This is a genomic window from Achromobacter pestifer, assembly GCF_013267355.1.
Lineage (GTDB): Bacteria > Pseudomonadota > Gammaproteobacteria > Burkholderiales > Burkholderiaceae_B > Achromobacter > Achromobacter pestifer_A.
Window position 1 is genome coordinate 4307714 of the sequence record NZ_CP053985.1, and the last position, 18860, is coordinate 4326573.

Here is an 18860-nt window from a genome sequence, read left to right on the forward strand (position 1 = left end):
CCATGCATCCCATCGTGACCGCCGTGGCCTGCGGCCCGACGCACGGCTTCAGCAAGCCGGTGGTGCCGGCGATCCTGCTGTTGCAGGGGCTGGGGGTTGAAGGGGACGCCCACATGGGCGTCACGGTCAAGCACCGCTCCCGCGTCAAGGCGGATCCCACCCAGCCCAATCTGCGGCAGGTCCATCTGATCCACGGCGAACTGCACGACGAGCTGCAACTCGCCGGCTTCAACGTGGCGGAAGGCACCATGGGCGAGAACATCACCACCCGTGGCATCGATCTGCTGGGATTGCCGCGCGGGGCGCGCCTGCACCTCGGCGCGGACGCGGTGGTCGAAATCACCGGCCTGCGCAATCCCTGCTCCCAGCTCGACAGCTACCAGCTGGGCCTGACCGCCGCCGTGTTGGGCCGCCATCCTGACGGCAGCCTGATACGCCGCGCCGGCATCATGGCCATCGTCATCGAAGGCGGAGCGGTGAGCGCGGGCGATCCGATACGGGTGGCCCTGCCGGATCTGCCGCACCTGCCGCTGGAGCGTGTCTGAATTCAGTCTGCGCAGGGGCGATCCGTCGCAAAAACATCGCCGACAGGCGCAGCCGGGAGGCCGCGCATCTGGTTAAATGGCGGGAAAGGCGCGGCCGCGATTTCCGCGGCGCGCCGGCCCTTTTTCCGGAGTTCGCGATGGCACGATTCAATTTCACCCAGGATCCCGAGGAGCCCGATCTGTGGGCCGCGGAGAACGTCGCCGCCGGCAAGGGCCGTCCGCCCATCCACGTGATGGTCCAGACTGACGGCGAAGAGCCCGACGGCAGCGCGTCCAAGGTGGTCAAGGCCATCATCGACGACCTCGACGACCAGATCCTGGCCGCGGCCGAGTTCCTGCTGGAAAACTACTCCTACGAGCACTACAAGAAGCTCGGCCTGGACGACAACCAGCTGCTGCAGGAAGAAACCCCCGAAGCCATGGCGCAACATGCCGTGCTGCGCGCGCTGTGGCTGTTCGACGAAGACGGCGACGGCTATGAACTGTGGTTCACGCTGCCCTGGGACCCGGTGCATACCTACGACGTGGAATTCGAGGACGGCGCGCCCGTCTCGTGTTCGGTCAACGACTAGGGCGTATAGAGCCTAGGGGCGTTCCAGCTCGAATTTCGTCGCCTGGCTCTGCCCCAGCGAATCGTCGTAGCGGTACAGCATCTTCAGGGACTTGCCCTTGCGGACCGTGTTGGCGGCGGCGTTCTCAAGCACCACGTCGATCTCGCGGCCGACGAATTCGGTGCAGTCGGTATCGGCGCGGGCGCCATCCGGGATGTCCGCGTCCCTGACCTTGAGCCTGAACATCAATTGCGTCAGTTCCGTGCCGTCGGTGCGGTACTGGCGCATCACCACGGGCAGGTTGGCCACGGTGCCGCCCAGCTCGCAGGAAATGCGGGTCCAGGCGTGGGAGGCGGGCGCGGCGGACATCAGGGCCGCGGCTGCCAGGGCGCAGCGCAGGCTAGGGCGTTTCATGGCATGAGGACTGAGCGTGGCGCCCATGCGCGCCGCGCCGGGATAGGGAGCGAAGGGCTTATATGTTGCTCCCGGCCATGGCGCCGGTCAAGCTGGCGCAATCCATGAAAAAAACGGGCCATGCGGCCCGTTTTTATTGCCCCTTGCTTCAGGCGTTCTGGCTCGCGGCCTGGCCCGCGGGGGCATCCTCGGCCGCTGCGGACGCGGTATCAGCCGCGTCCTCGCGCTTGCCTTCCAGCTTGGAGATCACGGCGGTGGCCAGGCTGTTGCCGACCACGTTGGTGGCCGTGCGGCCCATGTCGAAGAACTGGTCGATGCCCATGATCAGCAGCAGGCCGGCTTCGGGCAGATGGAACATCGGCAGGGTCGCGGCCACCACCACGAGCGAGGCGCGCGCCACGCCGGCCATGCCTTTGCTGGTCACCATCAGGACCAGCAACAGCGTCAGCTGCTGCGTAAAGCTCATCTGGATGTTGTAGGCCTGGGCGATGAACAGCACCGCGAAGGACTGGTACATCATCGAGCCGTCCAGGTTGAAGGAGTAGCCCAGCGGCAGGACGAAGCCCGAGATGCGCTTGGGCACGCCAAAGCGGGTCAGCGCCTCGATGGTCTTGGGGTAGGCCGATTCGCTGCTGGCCGTGGAGAACGCCAGCAGTGTGGGCTCCTTGATCAGGCCGCCGAGGCGGAAGGTGGACTTGCCCAGGAACAGGTAGCCCACGGCGAACAGGATGACCCACAGCAGCGCCAGGCCCAGGTAAAACTCGCCTATCAGCTTGCCGTAGCTCACCAGCACGCCCAGACCCTCGGTGGTGATGGCGGCGGCCATGGCGGCGAACACGCCGATGGGGGCGAAGCGCATCACATAGTCCGTCACCCGGAACATGATCTTGGCCAGCTCGTCGATCAGGTTGTAGATAGTGTTGTGGCCCTTGCCGCGGATGAAGGACAGGGCCGCGCCGAAGAACAGCGAGAACACCAGGATCTGCAGGATCTCGTTGTTGGCCATGGCCTCGGCGATGCTGCGCGGGAACACGTGCGTGATGAAGGCCTTGAGCGTGAAGTCGCCCGTCTTCAGGCCCGACGTCAGGCCCGCGTCCGGCAGCGCCAGGTTCATGTGCGCGCCGGGCTGGAAGATGTTGACCAGGGCCAGCCCCAGCAGCAGCGACAGGGCCGAGGCGGCAATGAACCAGACCATGGCGCGCATGCCGATGCGGCCCACGGCGCTGGCGTCGCTCATGCTGGCCAGGCCGGTCACCAGGGTGGCGAAGACCAGCGGGGCGATGATCATCTTGATCATGCGCAGGAAGATGTCGGTGATGAGACTGAAGTACGAGGCGATCTGCACCGCCTCCTTCTGGTTCTGCGCGTAGTTGTGGCAGAAATAGCCCACCACGATGCCCAGCACCATGGCGATGCCGATGTAACGCGTCAGCTTCTTAGTGTTCATGATCAAAACGGAAAACAGGGATCGTTTGCCTGGCCCGGGAAGGCGGGCGCGCCGGCATGGGGGCGGGCAAGAGGATCCGAAGACGGGATGCCAGGGTGGTTCGCGAGGTTGCGGGTTTACCCTTGGGGCGCGATCTTAACGCCGCACACCTGACACGCAGTTGTCAGGACGGGGACGGATAAGGCGGCTTACCGAGGGAGTCGCTTCGGGGCCGGCGATACCGGAGTTGTATCAATTTGGAACTGCTGCGCTATCGCCCACCGCCATGCCAGAATGGACCGATCCCGGCGTGCGCGGCAGCGGCGCGGGGCAACACCAACAACAGGCCCCTGCGCGGGGCTGCACAAGGAGACTAGGCAATGCCGAAACGCGAATTGTCCGTGCTGGCGTCCGGATACACCTATCTGGAGGGGCTGCGCTGGCACGAGAACCGCTTGTGGGCGTCGGACTTCTATACCGAGCAGGTCATCGCCGTGGACCTGGACGGCAAGGTCGAGCAGATCTGCCAGGTGCCGCAGCAGCCGTCCGGGCTGGGCTGGCTGCCGGATGGCCGCTTGCTGATCGCGTCCATGAAGGACCGCAAGCTCCTGCGGCGCGAGGCGGACGGGACGCTTGCGGTTCACGCCGACTTGTCGGCGTACGCGGGCGGCCCGGTCAACGACATGGTGGTGGATGCGCAGGGCCGGGCCTACGTGGGTAATTTCGGTTTCGATCTGATGGCGGGCGAGCCGGTGCGCAACACCGGCATCGTGCGCGTGGATCCCGATGGCTCCGCACGGCAGGTGGCCGACGGGCTGTGCTTTCCCAACGGCTCGTTCATCACGCCGGACGGCAAGACCATGATCGTCAACGAAACCTTCGGCAACCGCATTTCCGAATTCGATATCCTGGCCGATGGCGGGCTGGGACCGCGCCGCGACTGGGCCGATTTCGGCCCCTTGCCGGACAGCGGCGACCTGGGCGTGCTGATCGCCGCCTCCGCCATCGGGCCGGACGGCGGGGCGCTGGACGCGGAAGAGGCCTTGTGGGTGGCGGACGCCATCGGCAAGCGCATCGTGCGCGTGGCGCGCGGCGGCAAGATCCTGGAGCAGATCGACACCGGCGAGTTCGGCATCTTCGCCGCCGCCCTGGGCGGGCCGGACGGCCACACCCTGTTCATGGCGGCCGCGCCCGACTTCATCGAGGCCAACCGCCGGGCCAAACACGAAGGCTGCATCCTGATGACCCGGGTGGACGTGCCGCACGCCGGCCGGCCGTAGACGCTGCGGTTTCTGGCGCGGCGCAAGCCGCCGCGCCATCGGTCCTTCGGGGGAGTCGAAGACTGGCCTGAGCCTTTCGTGCTCATCTGAATGGACCGGATACGGGCGGTTGCAAGACCTTTCGTCGAATCCCCCGTAAAATCCCCCCATTCAGCAAGGCTTCAACCATCTTTCAATAGACAGTACCTAAGGAGGACCACTCATGGCCCTAGTCTCCATGCGCCAGTTGCTCGACCACGCCGCCGAGCACGGTTACGGCATTCCCGCTTTCAACGTCAACAACCTGGAACAGGTCCAGGCCATCATGGAAGCCGCTGCGGAGACCGACAGCCCGGTGATCATGCAGGCCTCGGCCGGCGCGCGCAAATACGCCGGCGAAGGCTTCCTGAAGTACCTGATCCAGGCCGCCGTGGAATCCTATCCGCACATCCCGGTGGTCATGCACCAGGATCACGGCCAATCGCCCAAGATCTGCCAAGGCGCCATCGACCTGGGCTTCTCCAGCGTCATGATGGACGGTTCGCTCAAGGAAGACGGCAAGACCATTGCCGACTACGACTACAACGTGGAAGTGACCAAGAAGGTCGTGGACACCGCCCACAAGCTGGGCGTGACGGTCGAAGGCGAACTGGGCTGCCTGGGTTCCCTGGAAACCATGGAAGGCGACAAGGAAGACGGCCACGGCGCCGACGGCAAGCTGACCATGGACCAGCTGCTGACCGACCCGGAACAAGCCGCCGACTTCGTGCGCCGCACGCAGCTGGACGCCCTGGCCATCGCCATCGGCACCAGCCATGGCGCCTACAAGTTCACGCGCAAGCCCACCGGCGACATCCTGTCGATCTCCCGCATCAAGGAAATCCACGCCCGCCTGCCCAACACCCACCTGGTGATGCACGGCAGCTCGAGCGTGCCGCAGGAACTGCTGGCCGAGATCCGCGAATTCGGCGGCAACATGAAGGAAACCTACGGCGTGCCCGTCGAGGAAATCCAGGAAGCCATCAAGTACGGCGTGCGCAAGATCAATATCGACACCGATATCCGTCTGGCCATGACCGGCGCGATCCGCCGCTTCTTCGCCGAAAACCCGGAAAAGTTCGACCCGCGCGAATACCTGAAGCCGGCCCGCGCCGCCGCCAAGGCCATCTGTGTGGCTCGCTACACCGAGTTCGGCACCGCCGGCAACGCCAGCAAGATCAAGGCGCTGCCGCTGACCGAGATCGCCGCGCAATACGCGTCGGGCAAGCTGTCCCAGGTGGTGCAGTAAGTCTCTGCCGCGGGTGCGGGGCGCCATGGGCGTCTGGCGCCCGAGTGCAATGAAAGAGCGGTCCGCATGCGCGGACCGCTTTTTTTTGCGCCGCCGGTTACGGCGCCGGCGAGTTGCGGGGGAAGTGCGGCACGCTCCGGTCGACGTGATGCCAGGACGGGGCCGAGTCGGTCCAGAGGCTGGCGCGGGCGCGGAACGCCTCCGGATCGTCCAGCGAGCCGGCCCGCACGATGTCATAGCCCATGCCCGCCGAATTGCCGAACAGCGGGGTGCCGCAGTCCGCACAGAAGCTGCGCATCACGGTATGGCCGGATTCGCCCCGGTAGCGGTGCTCCTTGGGGCTGCCGCGCAACAGCGTGATGGAGCCGGCCGGGAAAATCAATGCATGGGCCGGGGCGCCGCCACTGGAATACTGGCAGTCCCGGCAATGACAGCTAGCGGCCGTGAGCGGTTCATCGGTGATGGCGTAGCGGACTGCGCCGCACTGGCAGCCGCCGGTCAGGTGCACCTGCGCGTCGGCTTGGGCGCTACGTTTTGGGGAAGCATCCTGCATACGACTCTGTCTCCGGGCTTGGGGTCAGCGCCGTGACGCCAGAGGCGGCCGGCGCGCATCATATAGGAAGCCAGAGCCTAACCCGGCGACCGGGCGGCGTCGAGGGGAGGCCCGGCAAAACCTGTCTATTTGCAGTAACCTATGCGCTTCGCAAGACCCGTGCGCGCCGCGCCCGCCTTGCCCGCAGTTCCCGGATTCCGTTCTACTTCCCGCCCTGGCGCCTGCCCGAGGCGGGAATCTTCATTATTGCCATAGGCCATTCCCGTGACTTCTGCTTTGCATCAATCCAGCATCAAGTCCTTGCCGCTGCTGGGCCGCGGTAAGGTGCGCGACATGTACGCGGTGGGCGACGACAAGTTGCTGATCGTCGCGTCGGATCGCATCTCCGCGTTCGACGTGATTCTTGACGACCCCATCCCCGGCAAGGGACAGGTGCTGACCGAACTGACCGAGTTCTGGCTGCAGAAGCTGGCCCACATCCTGCCGAACCACTCCACGGGCATCAAGGCCGAAGACGTGGTCGCGCCGGACGAAGTCGACCAAGTGCGCGGCCGCGCCGTGGTGGTCAAGCGCTTGAAGCCCATCCTGGTGGAAGCGGTGGCCCGCGGCTACCTGATCGGCTCCGGTTGGAAGGACTACCAGGCCACCGGCGCCGTGTGCGGCATCAAGCTGCCCGCCGGCCTGCAACAGGCCAGCCAGCTGCCCGAACCCATCTTCACGCCCGCTGCCAAGGCCGAATTCGGCATGCACGACGAGAACGTGGACTTTGCCCACGTGGTCAAGGAAGTCGGCCAGGAAATGGCCGAGCGCATCCGCGACGTGACGCTCAAGCTCTACGCCGAAGCCGCCAAGTTCGCGGCCACCAAGGGCATCATCATCGCCGACACCAAGTTCGAATTCGGGCTGGACGACGATGGCACGCTGTACCTGATGGACGAAGTGCTGACGCCGGATTCCTCGCGCTTCTGGCCGGCCGACGGCTACCGTGTGGGCATCAGCCCCCCGTCGTTCGACAAGCAGTTCGTGCGCGACTGGCTGGAAACCCAGACCTGGGACAAAACCCCGCCCGCGCCGCGTCTGCCCCAGGACGTGCTGGAAAAGACTGCCGCCAAGTACCGCGAAGCCCTGGACCGCCTGGTCGCCTGAACGCTGCCGGCCAAGGGAAACCCGCTCCTGGGGCGTCCGGATGAGGAAAATCCGGACCGCACTTCGGTTTTGTGAGGCAGCGTTCTTGAGCCGCCGGCGTCCGGACTGCGGGATTCCGATGCTCGCCCCGGTGGGGCTGCGCTTCGGATCCCTCCGCCCGGCCACCGGCTCACGGCATCTGCCCCTGAACGGGGTCCGAAACCAATGCATTAGGCGACTGCCAGCCGAGGACCCCGGAGCCATCCGAAGCGCAGCCCCACCGGGGCGAGCATCGGAATGGCGCAGGGCAGCCTCGGCGGCTAAAGAACCCTGACATCCGCAAGCTCGAAGCCCTACCGCCCCGCACTTCGGTTTTGGGAGGCAGGGTTCTTGAGTCGCCAGCGTCCGGACTGCGGGATTCCGATGTTCGCCCCGGCAGGGCTGCGCTTCGGATCCCTCCGTCCGGCCACCGGCTCACGGCATCTGCCCATGAACGGGGTCCGAAACCACCCGCATTAGGCGACTGGCAGCCGAGGACCCCGGAGCCATCCGAAGCACAGCCCCACCGGGGCGAGCATCGGAATGGCGCAGGGCAGCCTCGGCGGCTAAAGAACCCTGACACCCGCAAGCTGGAAGCCCTGCTGCCCCGTACTTCGGTCTTGTGAGGCAGCGTTCTTGAGCCGCCGGCGTCCGGACTGCGGGATTCCGATGCTCGCCCCAGTGGGGCTGCGCTTCGGATCCCTCCGCCCGGCCACCGGCTCACGGCATCTGCCCATGAACGGGGTCCAAAACCAGTGCATTGGGCGACTGCCAGCCGAGGACCCCGGAGCCATCCGAAGCGCAGCCCCACCGGGGCGAGCATCGGAATGGCGCAGGGCAGCCTCGGCGGCTAAAGAACCCTGACATCCGCAAGCTCGAAGCCCTGCTGCCCCGCACTTCGGTTTTGTGAGGCAGCGTTCTTGAGTCGCCGGCGTCCGGACTGCGGGATTCCGATGCTCGCCCCAGTGGGGCTGCGCTTCGGATCCCTCCGTCCGGCCACCGGCTCACGGCATCTGCCCAGGAACGGGGTCCAAAACCAACGCATTAGGCGACTGCCAGCCGAGGACCCCGGAGCCATCCGAAGCGCAGCCCCACCGGGGCGAGCATCGGAATGGCGCAGGGCAGCCTCGGCGGCTAAAGAACCCTGACATCCGCAAGCTAGAAGCCCTGCCGCTCCGCCCCCCGAAAGCGTTTGCCCTGCAAGGGTTATCAGGGCTTTCGATAGGATTTATTGCGAATTGTGACGCTATAATTCTCGGCTGCTTGCATGGGGACGTTCCCCAGAAAGGAGCTCCCAGCATGGTAATGATGTTGCCCTTCCTGACTGGCCTGATCGCAGTGTGGTTCGGCATGCTAGGCAGGCGCCGCCCTTGCGTGACCTTCTGGCTGCTGACGCTGGCGCTGTTCGCCGCCTGGTGCCAGTACCACATGACCAGTCCGCTGGCCTTGTCGTTCTGAGGGCGGGGCGATGATCTTCTCCCGCAATCCCGCGCGCGGCTCGCGCATCCTGAACGGCCTGGCGCTGCTGGGCATCACCGGCGCCCTGGGCATGGCCTTCTTCTGGCAGATCGCCTATGACGAACTGCCTTGCCCGCTGTGCCTGTTGCAGCGCGTGGCGCTGCTGCTCGCAGGGGTGGGCTTTCTGTTGAACATGCGCCTGGGGCCGTCGCCCATGCACTATGCGATGAGCATCGCGGCTGCATTGGGCGGCATGCTGGCCGCGGGCCGGCAGGTGCTGCTGCATATTGCGCCGGGTGATCCGGGCTACGGCTCGCCGCTGCTGGGCCTGCACTTCTACACCTGGGCGTTCATCGCCTTTACCGCCATCATCATGTTCAGCGCGCTGATGCTGACGGTCGACCGCAAGTGGGGCGACAACATGCTGCGCAAGCCCGTGTCGGTGCTGGGCGTGCTGGTCATGGCCCTGTTTTTTCTGGTGGCGCTGGCCAATGTGGGCAGCACCACGCTGGAGTGCGGTTTCGGGCCCTGCCCGGACAACCCGACCAGCTATCAATGGCTGGATTCCGCCGCTGCCACATAGCCGTGCGCCGGCGCCGGGTAAAATACCGGGTTTCGCGGCATCCGTCCGCGGTCCTTTGACTTTCCGCGGCCTTGCGCCGCGGTCTCAACTCTACGACACCGGTTATGACAGCCAAGACTTCCGCAGCGGCAGAGGCCACCCCCGTGGTGGGCGTGATTATGGGTTCTTCCAGCGATTGGGAGGTCATGAAGCACGCGGTCACCATGCTGGAGGACTTCGGCGTTCCCCACGAGACGCGCGTGATTTCCGCGCACCGCATGCCGCAGGACATGGCTGAATACGGCGCTGCTGCACATGCGCGCGGCCTGCGCGGCATCATCGCCGGCGCCGGCGGCGCGGCGCACCTGCCGGGCATGATGGCGGCGCTGACCGAAGTGCCGGTGTTCGGCGTGCCGGTGCCGTCCAAGTACCTGCGCGGCGAGGATTCGCTGCTGTCCATCGTGCAGATGCCCAAGGGCGTGCCGGTGGCCACGTTCGCGATCGGCGAAGCCGGCGCCGCCAATGCGGCGCTGCACCTGATCGCCACCCTGGCGGGCACGGATGCCGGCTTGCACCAGAAGCTGGTGGCGTTCCGCGCCCGCCAGACGCAAGCCGCGCGCGACATGAAGGTTCCGCCCGAGGCCTGATCAGAATGACTCAATCGACTGCTTTCATGATTGCCCCCGGCGGCTGGCTGGGCTTGTTGGGCGGCGGCCAACTGGGCCGCATGTTCTGCCACGCGGCCCAAAGCCTGGGCTACAAGGTCGCGGTGCTGGATCCGGCCGCCGAATGCCCGGCGGGCATGGTGGCTGACCTGCACATCCAGGCGGCCTATGACGACGAGGCCGGCCTCGAGCGCCTGGCCCATGCCTGTCAGGCCGTCACCACCGAATTCGAGAACGTGCCCGCGGCCAGCCTGCGCACGCTGGCCACGCGCTGCCGCGTCAGCCCGGCGGCCGACGCCGTGGCCATCGTGCAGGACCGCATCGCCGAAAAGACCTTCATCGCTGCGCAGGGCATTACCGTTGCGCCGCACGCCGCCATCCGCAGCGAAGCCGACCTGCGCGCGGCTCCTCAGGGCTTGTTCCCCGGCATCCTGAAAGTCGCCCGCCTGGGCTACGACGGCAAGGGCCAGGCCCGCATCGACACGCGCGAGGAAGCGCTGGCCGCCTTCGCCGAATTCGGCGGCGTGGCCTGCGTGCTGGAAGCGCTGATGCCGTTGGATTACGAAATCTCCGTGGTGCTGGCGCGCGGTTTTGACGGCGCGAGCGTGGTATTCCCGGTGGCGCGCAACGTGCACCGCGACGGCATCCTGGCGGTGTCGACCGCCGCGCCCGTGCAGCAGGACGCGGCCCACGCCGAACGCCAGGCGCGCGCCACGCAGGCCGCGCAAGCCATCGCCCAGGGCCTGGGCTACCATGGCGTGCTGTGCGTGGAATTCTTCGTGCTCAAGGATGGCAGCCTGATCGTCAACGAGATCGCGCCGCGTCCGCACAATAGCGGCCACTACACCATGGACGCCTGCCTGACCAGCCAGTTCGAGCAGCAGGCGCGCGCCATGGCCGGCCTGCCGCTGGGCGGATCCGATCTGCTGGCGCCCGCCGTCATGCTGAACATTCTGGGCGACATCTGGTATCCGTCGGCCAGCGCCACGACGCAGCGCGAACCCGATTGGGCCGCCGCGCTGGCCGTGCCCACCGCCAAGCTGCACCTGTACGGCAAGCGCGAAGCGCGCCGCGGCCGCAAGATGGGCCACATCACGATCGTGGCGCCCACCTTGCAGCAGGCCCGCGACGACGCCGCCCGCGTGGCGGCGGCGCTGGGCATGCAGGCTCCCGAGTAAAGCGCGGACGCCATGACTTCCTTGCCCCCGTCAGCTTCCGCCAACGCCGCGGAGATCGCCCAGGCCGCGCAGCGCATGCTGGACGGCGAGCTGGCCGCATTCCCCACCGAGACCGTCTACGGCCTGGGTGCGGACGCGGAGAACCCACAAGCGGTCGCCAAGATCTACGCCGCCAAGGGCCGGCCTTCCAACCATCCCGTCATCGTGCACATCGCGCCGCAAGGCGACCTGTCGTACTGGGCGGCGGAAGTGCCGCAAGAGGCGCGCCTGCTGATCGATGCCTTCTGGCCCGGTCCGCTCACGCTGATCCTCAAGCGCGCGCCGCACATCGTCGACACGGTCAGCGGCGGCCAGGACAGCATCGGCATCCGCTGCCCCTCGCATCCGGTGGCGCAGGCGCTGCTGGCGGCTTTTGCCGCGGGCAAGCCCAACGGGCAGGGCGGCGTCGCGGCGCCGTCGGCCAACAAGTTCGGCCAGGTGTCGCCGACGCGCGCCGAGCACGTGCGCAGCGAGTTCCCCGAGGAAGTCGCGGCCGGCATGCCGGTGCTGGAAGGCGGCGCTTCGGAAGTGGGCATCGAGTCCACCATCCTCGACCTGTCGCGCCTGGACCGTGGCGCCGGCCCCGTGCTGCTGCGTCCCGGCCACATCAGCGCCGCGCAGATCGAAGCCGTGCTGGGCGTGCAGGTCTTCGCGCCCGACGCCGCCGCGCCGCGCGCTTCGGGCACGCTGAAGGCGCACTACGCGCCGCGCACGGCGCTGGAGCTGGCCTCGGACGCGCGTCTGCGGGACGTGGTGCGGGGGCAGGGACTGCCCGAAGGCAAGGTCGTGGTGGTCGCCTACGGCGATCGTCCCGATGCGCTCGACGTCCGGGTGCAGTGGCAGGCCGTGCCCGCCGATCCGGCGCGCTATGCGCAGGCGCTCTATGGCCTGCTGCGCGACCTGGACCAGCAGGGCTACGCCCGCATCATCGTGCAGGCGCCGCCCGCCACCGATGACTGGCACGCGGTCAACGACCGTATCGGCCGCGCCGCCGCCGCTTTCACGCTGGACACGACGGACCTGTAGGGCTCGCGGCTCAGGCCGCCAGGAACTCTCCGATTCTCTCCACCGCCTGCCGCAACGGCGGCAGGAAGTCCTCCGTCAGCCGGTTCAGCGGCACCCGCGCCGCCTTGACGCTGACGTTGACGGCGCCGCAGGCCTTGCCGCTGGCCGAGCGCACCGCCACCGAGATGGCGCGCACGTTCAGTTCCAGCTCCTGGTCGACGACCGCATAGTCCTGCTCGCGGATGCGCGCGAGTTCCGCGCGCAGTCCGTCTTCGGAGATGACCGTGAATTCCGTGTACGGCTGCAGCTCCGTCGCGGCGAAGTAGCGGGCCAGCGCCGGTTCCGGCAACTGCGCCAGCAGCACCCGGCCGATGGAGGTGCAATAGGCCGGCAGCCGGCTGCCCAGCCCCATCGAGGTCGCCAGCAGGCGGGTGACCTCGGAGCGCGCCAGGTATAGCATTTCGTGGCCTTCCATGATGGCCAGCGCGCAGGTCTCGTTGATCGTGGCGCTCAGTTCTTCCAGCACCGGCTGCGCCAGCGAGACGAAGGGCGTGGACGAAAAATAGGCATAGCCCAGGCCCAGGATGCGCGGCGTCAGCACATAGAGCCTGCCTTGCTGCTCGGCGATGCCCAGCAGGATCAGCGTGTGCAGGCAGCGTTGCACCACGGCGCGCGGCAGGCCGGCGCGGCGGCTCAGTTCGGCCGCGGTTTGCGGATGGCGGCGCGTGCCGAAGGCGCGGATCACATGCAGGCCGCGCGCCAGCGTCAGCATGTAGTCCGGATCGCCGCGCAGCTGGTCGGGATGATCTTCCGCCGCGAGCGGCGCGGCATAGCCGGGCGGGGGAAGATTGGGCCGCATCAGGCTGCGCGCAGTGGCGCGCCAGTGCGCGCCTGTAGGGCTGAGAGAGTCATGCCGTCGATCATATCCCGAACCAGCAGCCCGTCTGGCGTGACCTCGATGACGGCCAGGTCGGTATAGATGCGGTCCACCACGCCGGCGCCCGTCAGCGGATAGGTGCAGCGCTCGACGATCTTGGGGTCGCCATTCTTGCTGTTGTGCTCCATCATGATATAGACGCTGCGCGCGCCCACCGCCAGGTCCATCGCGCCGCCCACGGCCGGCGCTTCTCCCGGCTTGGCCAGCGACCAGTTGGCCAGGTCGCCGTTGGCGGCGACCTGCATGCCGCCCATGACGCAGATGTCCAGATGGCCGCCGCGCATCATCGCGAATGAATCCGCGTGATGGAAGTACGCGCCGCCTTCGAGCAGGGTCACGGGCTGCTTGCCGGCGTTGATCAGGTCCAGGTTGATGTCGGCCTCGGCGGGCGGCGGGCCCATGCCGAGGATGCCGTTTTCACTGTGCAGCACGATCTCGCGGTCGGCAGGCAGGTGCGCGGCCACCAGTACCGGCATGCCGATGCCCAGGTTGACATAGCTGCCGTCGGGGATGTCCCGGGCGAGGCGGCGCGCCATGGCCTCGCGGGTCAGGGGTTGGAACATGCGGATTCCTTTGGGGTTCGGCCAGCCCTAGCTGGAAAAGGCGGCGTTGGCGACCTGGGTGACGCGCTTGACGAAGATGCCCGGCGTCACCACGGCCTCGGGCGACAGTTCGCCCAGCGCGACCTTGGCGCGCACCTGCACGATGGCGGTCTTGGCCGCCATGCACATGACGGGTCCGAAGTTGCGCGCGCTCTTGTTGTAGGTGAGGTTGCCCCAGCGATCGGCCAGGTCGGCTTTCACCAGCGCGAAGTCGCCGTGCAAGGGATGTTCGAAGACGTGGCCGCGGCCGTCGATCATGCGCGTTTCCTTTCCGCGCGCCAGTTCGGTGCCGTAGGCCGTGGGCGTATAGAACCCGCCCAGGCCGGCCCCCGCCGCCCGCAGGCGCTCGGCGATGGTGCCTTGCGGCACGCATTCCAGTTCGATGCGGCCCTGGCGGTAGAACTCGTCGAAGACCCAGGAGTGCGAGGCCTTCGGAAACGAGCAGATCACCTTGCGCACGCGCCCGGCCTTGATCAACGCGGCCAGGCCGGTTTCGTGGTTGCCGGCGTTGTTGCTGACCACGGTAAGTTCGCGCGCGCCCTGTGCGATCAGCGCGTGGATCAGTTCCGTGGGCATGCCGGCGCCGCCGAAGCCGCTGATCAGCACGGTGGCGCCGTCGTGTATGTCCGCAACGGCGGTTTCGGGCGTGTCATAGAACTTGTCGATCATGGCGGGGCTCCGCGTTCAGTCCACGCTGATGCGGGCCTGCTTGATGATCTCGGCGTAGCGCGCCGAGTCCGTCTTCATCAGCGTCGCGAATTGCGCGGTGGTGCCGCTGGCCGGCAGGAAGCCCGCGTCCAGGAATTTCTGCCTGACGTCGGGTTCCTTGACGATTTCGCTGATCTCGCGCGCCATGCGGTCTATGACCGGCGCGGGCGTGCCGGCTGGCGCCATCAGTCCGGCCCAGGAGCCGGTGACGAAGCCGGGCAGGCCGGCTTCTTCCATGGTGGGGATCGAGGGCTCGGTCGGCCAGCGTTCCTTGCCGGTGAACGCCAGCGCCTTCAGCCGGTTCTGCTTCACGTACTGCATGGGCACCAGGATGGGGTCGAACACCATGGAGACCCGGCCGCCCAGCAGGTCGGCCAGAATGGGGGCGCTGCCCTTGTAGGCCACGTGCGTCATCGTGATCTTGCTTTGCAGCGCGAAGTCGGCGCCGGTCAGGTGCGCGCTGGAGCCGTTGCCGCTGGAGGCATAGGTGAGCTTGTCCGGATTCTTGCGCGCGTAGGCGACCAGTTCGGCCACCGTTTTCACCGGGATTTCCTCGGCCACGAACAGGAACAGCGGCAGGTCGGCCATCTGCACCACGGGGGTCAGGTCGGCGGGTTTGTAGCCCAGCTTGTACAGATGGAAATTGATGATGTAGGCCGGAAGTATCGATAGAAAAGTGTAGCCGTCCGGCTCCGCCTTGGCCGCGATGGCCGAGCCGACGCTGCTGTTGGCGCCGGGACGGTTCTCGATGATGATGCTTTGCTTCAGGCGCGTTCCGAGCTTGTCCATCACGATGCGGGTGACGATGTCGGTCGACCCCCCCGGGGTGTACGGCACGATGATCTTGATGGGCTTGCTGGGCCAGGCATCTGCCGCGTGGGCGGCGCCGGCGGCCAGGCCGGTTGCCGCCAAGGTTGCGCAGAGCAGGGTTTTGAGGGTGCTGCGGCGGGACTGCAAGGGGCTTGCATGCGTCATGGGTTGGTCTCCTCCATGAATTGGCCGGTACGGAAGCGCAGCCGTTTTTTTTGAGAGATTGCGACTCCGGCAGCGGCAGGCCCGGAATGCGAAAAAAGTATGGCACGCAAGGCAAGCCGTCATCGCCGGCCGGTGGGCGGATAAAGTTCGTTCACCGGACAGCGCGGCAATCGCCTGGGAAGCCGCCTTTCCCTTCGGGTTTCCTCTAGGAAGCGCCGCGTTGTTCACGCCGTGGACATGGCTTAATCTGGCGGCCGGCCCAGTAAAGCAGGGCTTGGTTTCAACCGCGGCCGGCTTACAAGCTGGCGCGGGCATCCCTCTCAGGAGAAGTGATCATGAAGCGGTCCATCTTGTTTGCAGCCAGCGCCATTGCCCTGGCTTGCGCGTCCCAGGCGGCGGTGGCGGGGCCCACCCTCGACGCCGTGAAGAAAAAAGGATTTGTGCAGTGCGGTCTGACCGACGGCGTATCCGGTTTTTCGGCGACTGACAGCAAGGGCGAATGGGAAGGCATGGACGTGGACATCTGCCGCGCGGTCGCCGCGGCGGTGTTCGGTGATCCGACCAAATTCAAGGGTACGCCGCTGTCCACGCAGCAACGCTTCACCGCGCTGCAATCGGGCGAAGTGGACGTGCTGCTGCGCACCGTCACGCTGACGCAGACCCGCGACACCTCGCTGGGGTTGGCCGCCGTGGCCGCCAGTTTCTATGATGGCCAGGGCATCCTGGTGAACAAGAAGCTGGGCGTCAAAAGCGCCAAGGAACTCAACGGCGCCACGGTCTGCGTGCAGCCGGGCACCACCACCGAACTCAACCTGGCCGACTGGTTCCGCACCAACAACATCGAGTTCAAGCCGGTGGTGATTGACAAGGTGACCGAAGTCGTGCGCGCCTTCGAGTCGGGCCGCTGCGATGCCTTTACCGACGACTCCTCGCAACTGGCCGCGGTGCGCGCCACCCAGGTCGCCAAGCCGGACGACTACGAGATCCTGCCGGAGCGCTTCTCCAAGGAGCCGCTGGGCCCCATGGTGCGCCAGGGCGACGAGAACTGGCTGGGCATCGTGCGCTGGACGCTGTTCGCGCTGCTGGAAGCCGAGGAATACGGCATCACGCAGAAGAACGTGGACGAAATGTTGAAGAGCAAGAACCCCAACGTCTTGCGCATCCTGGGCGTGACGCCGGGGGCGGGCAAGAACATGGGGCTGGATGAAAAATGGGCCTACAACGCCATCAAGGCGGTGGGCAACTACAGCGAAGTGTTCGAGCGCAACGTCGGCAAGGACAGCAAGCTCGGCCTGCAACGCGGCACCAACGCGCTGTGGAACAACGGCGGCGCCATGTATCCCTGGCCGATCCGCTGAGGTTCGTGCCCGTCAAGACGGCCCGGTAATCCGGGCCGTTTTTTTTGCGACATCGCCACGCGATACGCATGAACCGTAATGCGGTACGCTATGCGCTTTCCACCGGACGCCCCACCACGCGCCATGACGCAGACCCGAAACGCCGAGGATTCCCCATTGTTCATTGCCGCGCTGGCACGCGGCGTCTCCGTCCTGCGGGCCTTCAGCGAGGGCCAGCCCGCCATGACCTTGCCGGAACTGGCGGAAGCGACAGGACTGAGCAAGAGTGCGGTGCAGCGCTTCACCCACACGCTGTGGACCCTGGGCTATCTGCGCAAGGATCCCGTGAGCAAGAAGTTTTCGCTGGGCCCCTGGTCGCTGGAGCTGGGCATGAAGTACGTGCAGACCAGCCCGCTGGTGCTGGGCGGCAATCCCTTCCTGCACACGCTCAACCGCAACAGTCAGGAAACCTGCAGCCTGGCCGAGCCCGACGGCTTGGACATGGTCTATGTGGCGCGCTTTGCCACTCACAAGGAAATGTTCGTGAACATGCCGGTGGGCATGCGCTTGCCGCTGTACTGCACGGCGGCGGGCCGGGCGGTGCTGGCCAGGTTGGATCCGGCGGTGGCGCGTGGCCTGTTGGAACGCTGCGACCGCAAGTCCTACACCGCCGCCACGATCACCGACATGGATGCGCTGCTCGCCGAACTGGAGTTCGCCCGCCGCCAAGGCTATGCGCGCTCCAACGGCGAGTTCTATCCGGGTGACATCACAGTCAGCGCCGCGGTGCTGGATGCCGGCGGCACGCCGGCGGGGGCGGTCAACGTGTCGGTGCCGTCCAGCCGTTGGTCGTTCGAGCAGGCGCAGGCGGTGTTCGGGCCGCAAGTGGTGGAAACGGCGCACGCCATCAGCGCGTCGCGCACGCTGGGGCGGTCGCGCCCCTTCTATGAAATGGAGCCGCCCGGTGGCGCCCTGCGCGACGCGATGCCGTTCGCGGGCGACGAGGCCTGATTCCGCGGCGGGCCGGGCGCGAGCGCCCTCGCGCCTTTTATTCCTATTAATTTAGTCGGATATAAAACTACCGATTAGGGGAAACTCCCTAATTGGCTGGATGCTTGTACGCGCGCTACTCTTATTTCGACACGATCATATCGTACAGCGATTTGATTGAATCTAAATAGTGATCCCGATCTTGTCCATGGCAGCGGGTCGTCACACAGGAGCCGAGTTGTGCAGCAGCCAGCCGAAGTCTGTTTTCATCCCGTCGCCGGGTTCATGGGCCTGCCTTCCGTACGCGCCGCCGGCACGGGGGCGGCGCGCGCCTGCGTGGTCGGCATCCCCTTCGATTGCGGCACGCATCCGTTCCGGGTGGGTTCGCGCCAGGGGCCGGACGCGATCCGCGAGCAGTCCAGGCTGCTGCGGCCGGTCGACATCTTCCGGCGCAATGGCATCGACAACCCGCGTGAATTCCTGCGCGCCGTCGACGTGGGCAACGTGGCCTGCCATCCGGGCGATCCGGACGCCTCCTATCCGCTGATCGAGGCCGGCATCGGCGCCATCCTGGATTCGGGCGCCATTCCGATTTCCATGGGGGGCGACGGCGCGGTCACGCTGCCGCAGCTGCGCGCCGTGGCGCGCCGCCATCCGGATTTCGTGGTGCTGCATTTCGATTCGCATACCGACACCTATCCCATCCCTGGCTACAACACGGCCACCACGTTTACGCGCGCCGCCGAAGAGGGGCTGCTGGACGTGGCCTCCAGTTTCCACGTCGGCACGCGCGGCAGCTCTTTCATGCCGGGGGTGCTGGAGTTCGGGCGCGAGGTCGGCTACACGATCCTGCCTTACGACGATTTCGACCAGGACCAGAAGGGCGCGCTGGAACAGATCAAGCAGCGCATCGGCCAGCGTCCGGTGTATCTGTGCTTCGACATGGACATCTTCGACCCCTCCTGCGCGCCGGGCGTGTGCACGCCGGAGTGGGGCGGGCTCTCGGCCAAGGAAGGGCTGGCGCTGCTGCGCCAACTCGCGGGCCTGAACTTCGTGGCGTTCGACGTGAACACTGTGTCGCCGCCGCAAGACGTGCAGGGGGCCACGGCCTTCCTGGCCGCCACCGTCATGCAGGAATTCTGCGCGCTGGCGGCGGTAGCGGTGCAGCAGTATCCGCAGGGGCGCCCGGCCTGAGCCGGCTGCG

The 18860-nt window shown here is 66.6% G+C and carries 20 protein-coding genes; 13 read left to right on the forward strand and 7 right to left on the reverse strand.

Annotated features, from left to right (window positions below; translation table 11 throughout):
• Positions 1-2 precede the first annotated feature (2 nt).
• Positions 3-545, forward strand: coding sequence for an MOSC domain-containing protein (locus FOC84_RS20630; RefSeq protein WP_173146068.1), 543 nt, complete (start codon positions 3-5; stop codon positions 543-545).
• Between the two features lie 137 nt (positions 546-682).
• Complete coding sequence (locus FOC84_RS20635; protein ID WP_173146069.1) at positions 683-1117, forward strand: hypothetical protein; 435 nt, start codon at positions 683-685, stop codon at positions 1115-1117.
• Positions 1118-1129: 12 nt separating this feature from the next.
• Here FOC84_RS20635 and FOC84_RS20640 read toward each other — a convergent pair whose 3' ends face one another.
• Positions 1130-1510 carry a hypothetical protein gene (locus FOC84_RS20640; RefSeq protein ID WP_254241719.1) on the reverse strand — a complete coding sequence of 127 codons (381 nt, stop codon included), beginning with the start codon at positions 1508-1510 and terminating at the stop codon, positions 1130-1132.
• A 148-nt stretch (positions 1511-1658) separates the two neighbouring features.
• Positions 1659-2957, reverse strand: a complete 1299-nt coding sequence (locus FOC84_RS20645) for a dicarboxylate/amino acid:cation symporter (RefSeq protein ID WP_173146071.1) — start codon at positions 2955-2957, stop codon at positions 1659-1661.
• 359 nt (positions 2958-3316) lie between these two features.
• Here FOC84_RS20645 and FOC84_RS20650 point away from each other — a divergent pair, with 359 nt between their 5' ends.
• Together FOC84_RS20650 and fba are read left to right on the forward strand one after the other, a co-directional pair.
• Positions 3317-4216, forward strand: a complete 900-nt coding sequence (locus FOC84_RS20650; RefSeq protein WP_173146072.1) for an SMP-30/gluconolactonase/LRE family protein — start codon at positions 3317-3319, stop codon at positions 4214-4216.
• A gap of 202 nt (positions 4217-4418) precedes the next feature.
• Positions 4419-5483, forward strand: coding sequence for a class II fructose-bisphosphate aldolase (fba, locus tag FOC84_RS20655; RefSeq protein ID WP_173146073.1), 1065 nt, complete (start codon positions 4419-4421; stop codon positions 5481-5483).
• Positions 5484-5580: 97 nt separating this feature from the next.
• Here fba and FOC84_RS20660 read toward each other — a convergent pair whose 3' ends face one another.
• Positions 5581-6036 carry a GFA family protein gene (locus FOC84_RS20660; protein WP_173146074.1) on the reverse strand — a complete coding sequence of 152 codons (456 nt, stop codon included), beginning with the start codon at positions 6034-6036 and terminating at the stop codon, positions 5581-5583.
• Positions 6037-6300: 264 nt separating this feature from the next.
• On the opposite strand from FOC84_RS20660, the gene FOC84_RS20665 reads away from it, so the two are divergent.
• The 6 genes from FOC84_RS20665 (at position 6301) to FOC84_RS20690 (ending at position 12128) form a co-directional block, all read left to right on the forward strand.
• Positions 6301-7182 (forward strand): phosphoribosylaminoimidazolesuccinocarboxamide synthase, encoded by an 882-nt coding sequence (locus FOC84_RS20665; protein ID WP_013395674.1) that lies wholly within the window; start codon positions 6301-6303, stop codon positions 7180-7182.
• A gap of 1317 nt (positions 7183-8499) precedes the next feature.
• Positions 8500-8658 carry a DUF5993 family protein gene (locus tag FOC84_RS20670; RefSeq protein WP_013395673.1) on the forward strand — a complete coding sequence of 53 codons (159 nt, stop codon included), beginning with the start codon at positions 8500-8502 and terminating at the stop codon, positions 8656-8658.
• 10 nt (positions 8659-8668) lie between these two features.
• A complete protein-coding gene (locus tag FOC84_RS20675; RefSeq protein WP_173146075.1) occupies positions 8669-9241 on the forward strand; it encodes a disulfide bond formation protein B in 573 nt (190 codons plus the stop codon).
• A 104-nt stretch (positions 9242-9345) separates the two neighbouring features.
• The gene (gene purE / locus FOC84_RS20680) at positions 9346-9867 is read left to right on the forward strand and encodes a 5-(carboxyamino)imidazole ribonucleotide mutase (protein ID WP_173146076.1); all 522 of its coding nucleotides are present in this window, start codon (positions 9346-9348) and stop codon (positions 9865-9867) included.
• 5 nt (positions 9868-9872) lie between these two features.
• Positions 9873-11063 carry a 5-(carboxyamino)imidazole ribonucleotide synthase gene (locus FOC84_RS20685; RefSeq protein ID WP_173146077.1) on the forward strand — a complete coding sequence of 397 codons (1191 nt, stop codon included), beginning with the start codon at positions 9873-9875 and terminating at the stop codon, positions 11061-11063.
• A gap of 12 nt (positions 11064-11075) precedes the next feature.
• On the forward strand, positions 11076-12128 hold the full coding sequence (locus FOC84_RS20690; RefSeq protein ID WP_173146078.1) for an L-threonylcarbamoyladenylate synthase: 1053 nt from the start codon (positions 11076-11078) through the stop codon (positions 12126-12128).
• Between the two features lie 10 nt (positions 12129-12138).
• On the opposite strand, the gene FOC84_RS20695 is transcribed toward FOC84_RS20690, so the two are convergent.
• From FOC84_RS20695 to FOC84_RS20710, 4 genes are read right to left on the reverse strand one after another with little or no spacing between them, the layout of a single operon-like run.
• On the reverse strand, positions 12139-12966 hold the full coding sequence (locus tag FOC84_RS20695; protein ID WP_173146079.1) for an IclR family transcriptional regulator domain-containing protein: 828 nt from the start codon (positions 12964-12966) through the stop codon (positions 12139-12141).
• Positions 12966-13607: a 3-oxoacid CoA-transferase subunit B gene (locus FOC84_RS20700; RefSeq protein ID WP_173146080.1), complete on the reverse strand. Its 642-nt coding sequence runs from the start codon at positions 13605-13607 to the stop codon at positions 12966-12968. Before FOC84_RS20700 ends, FOC84_RS20695 begins: the two co-directional genes overlap by 1 nt.
• Before the next feature lie 27 nt (positions 13608-13634).
• A complete protein-coding gene (locus FOC84_RS20705; RefSeq protein ID WP_173146081.1) occupies positions 13635-14315 on the reverse strand; it encodes a 3-oxoacid CoA-transferase subunit A in 681 nt (226 codons plus the stop codon).
• Positions 14316-14330: 15 nt separating this feature from the next.
• A complete protein-coding gene (locus FOC84_RS20710) occupies positions 14331-15329 on the reverse strand; it encodes a Bug family tripartite tricarboxylate transporter substrate binding protein (RefSeq protein WP_173146082.1) in 999 nt (332 codons plus the stop codon).
• Positions 15330-15664: 335 nt separating this feature from the next.
• Between FOC84_RS20710 and FOC84_RS20715 the strand changes: the two genes are divergently transcribed.
• The 3 genes from FOC84_RS20715 (at position 15665) to FOC84_RS20725 (ending at position 18850) form a co-directional block, all read left to right on the forward strand.
• Positions 15665-16687, forward strand: a complete 1023-nt coding sequence (locus tag FOC84_RS20715) for an amino acid ABC transporter substrate-binding protein (RefSeq protein WP_173146083.1) — start codon at positions 15665-15667, stop codon at positions 16685-16687.
• 123 nt (positions 16688-16810) lie between these two features.
• Positions 16811-17677: an IclR family transcriptional regulator gene (locus FOC84_RS20720; protein ID WP_173146084.1), complete on the forward strand. Its 867-nt coding sequence runs from the start codon at positions 16811-16813 to the stop codon at positions 17675-17677.
• Between the two features lie 264 nt (positions 17678-17941).
• Entirely contained in the window at positions 17942-18850 is a 909-nt protein-coding gene (locus FOC84_RS20725) for an arginase family protein (protein ID WP_173150306.1), read from the forward strand.
• Positions 18851-18860: the final 10 nt, after the last annotated feature.

Coding starts and splice junctions, on each gene's coding strand:
- FOC84_RS20630 (WP_173146068.1), top strand. CDS start 3: ATGCATCCCATCGTGACCGCCGTGGCCTGCGGCCCGACGCACGGCTTC.
- FOC84_RS20695 (WP_173146079.1), bottom strand. CDS start 12,966: ATGCGGCCCAATCTTCCCCCGCCCGGCTATGCCGCGCCGCTCGCGGCG.
- FOC84_RS20705 (WP_173146081.1), bottom strand. CDS start 14,315: ATGATCGACAAGTTCTATGACACGCCCGAAACCGCCGTTGCGGACATA.
- FOC84_RS20725 (WP_173150306.1), top strand. CDS start 17,942: ATGGGCCTGCCTTCCGTACGCGCCGCCGGCACGGGGGCGGCGCGCGCC.
- FOC84_RS20660 (WP_173146074.1), bottom strand. CDS start 6,036: ATGCAGGATGCTTCCCCAAAACGTAGCGCCCAAGCCGACGCGCAGGTG.
- FOC84_RS20700 (WP_173146080.1), bottom strand. CDS start 13,607: ATGTTCCAACCCCTGACCCGCGAGGCCATGGCGCGCCGCCTCGCCCGG.
- FOC84_RS20645 (WP_173146071.1), bottom strand. CDS start 2,957: ATGAACACTAAGAAGCTGACGCGTTACATCGGCATCGCCATGGTGCTG.
- FOC84_RS20685 (WP_173146077.1), top strand. CDS start 9,873: ATGACTCAATCGACTGCTTTCATGATTGCCCCCGGCGGCTGGCTGGGC.
- FOC84_RS20715 (WP_173146083.1), top strand. CDS start 15,665: ATGAAGCGGTCCATCTTGTTTGCAGCCAGCGCCATTGCCCTGGCTTGC.
- FOC84_RS20690 (WP_173146078.1), top strand. CDS start 11,076: ATGACTTCCTTGCCCCCGTCAGCTTCCGCCAACGCCGCGGAGATCGCC.
- FOC84_RS20650 (WP_173146072.1), top strand. CDS start 3,317: ATGCCGAAACGCGAATTGTCCGTGCTGGCGTCCGGATACACCTATCTG.
- FOC84_RS20670 (WP_013395673.1), top strand. CDS start 8,500: ATGGTAATGATGTTGCCCTTCCTGACTGGCCTGATCGCAGTGTGGTTC.
- FOC84_RS20675 (WP_173146075.1), top strand. CDS start 8,669: ATGATCTTCTCCCGCAATCCCGCGCGCGGCTCGCGCATCCTGAACGGC.
- purE (WP_173146076.1), top strand. CDS start 9,346: ATGACAGCCAAGACTTCCGCAGCGGCAGAGGCCACCCCCGTGGTGGGC.
- FOC84_RS20635 (WP_173146069.1), top strand. CDS start 683: ATGGCACGATTCAATTTCACCCAGGATCCCGAGGAGCCCGATCTGTGG.
- fba (WP_173146073.1), top strand. CDS start 4,419: ATGGCCCTAGTCTCCATGCGCCAGTTGCTCGACCACGCCGCCGAGCAC.
- FOC84_RS20720 (WP_173146084.1), top strand. CDS start 16,811: ATGACGCAGACCCGAAACGCCGAGGATTCCCCATTGTTCATTGCCGCG.
- FOC84_RS20640 (WP_254241719.1), bottom strand. CDS start 1,510: ATGAAACGCCCTAGCCTGCGCTGCGCCCTGGCAGCCGCGGCCCTGATG.
- FOC84_RS20710 (WP_173146082.1), bottom strand. CDS start 15,329: ATGACGCATGCAAGCCCCTTGCAGTCCCGCCGCAGCACCCTCAAAACC.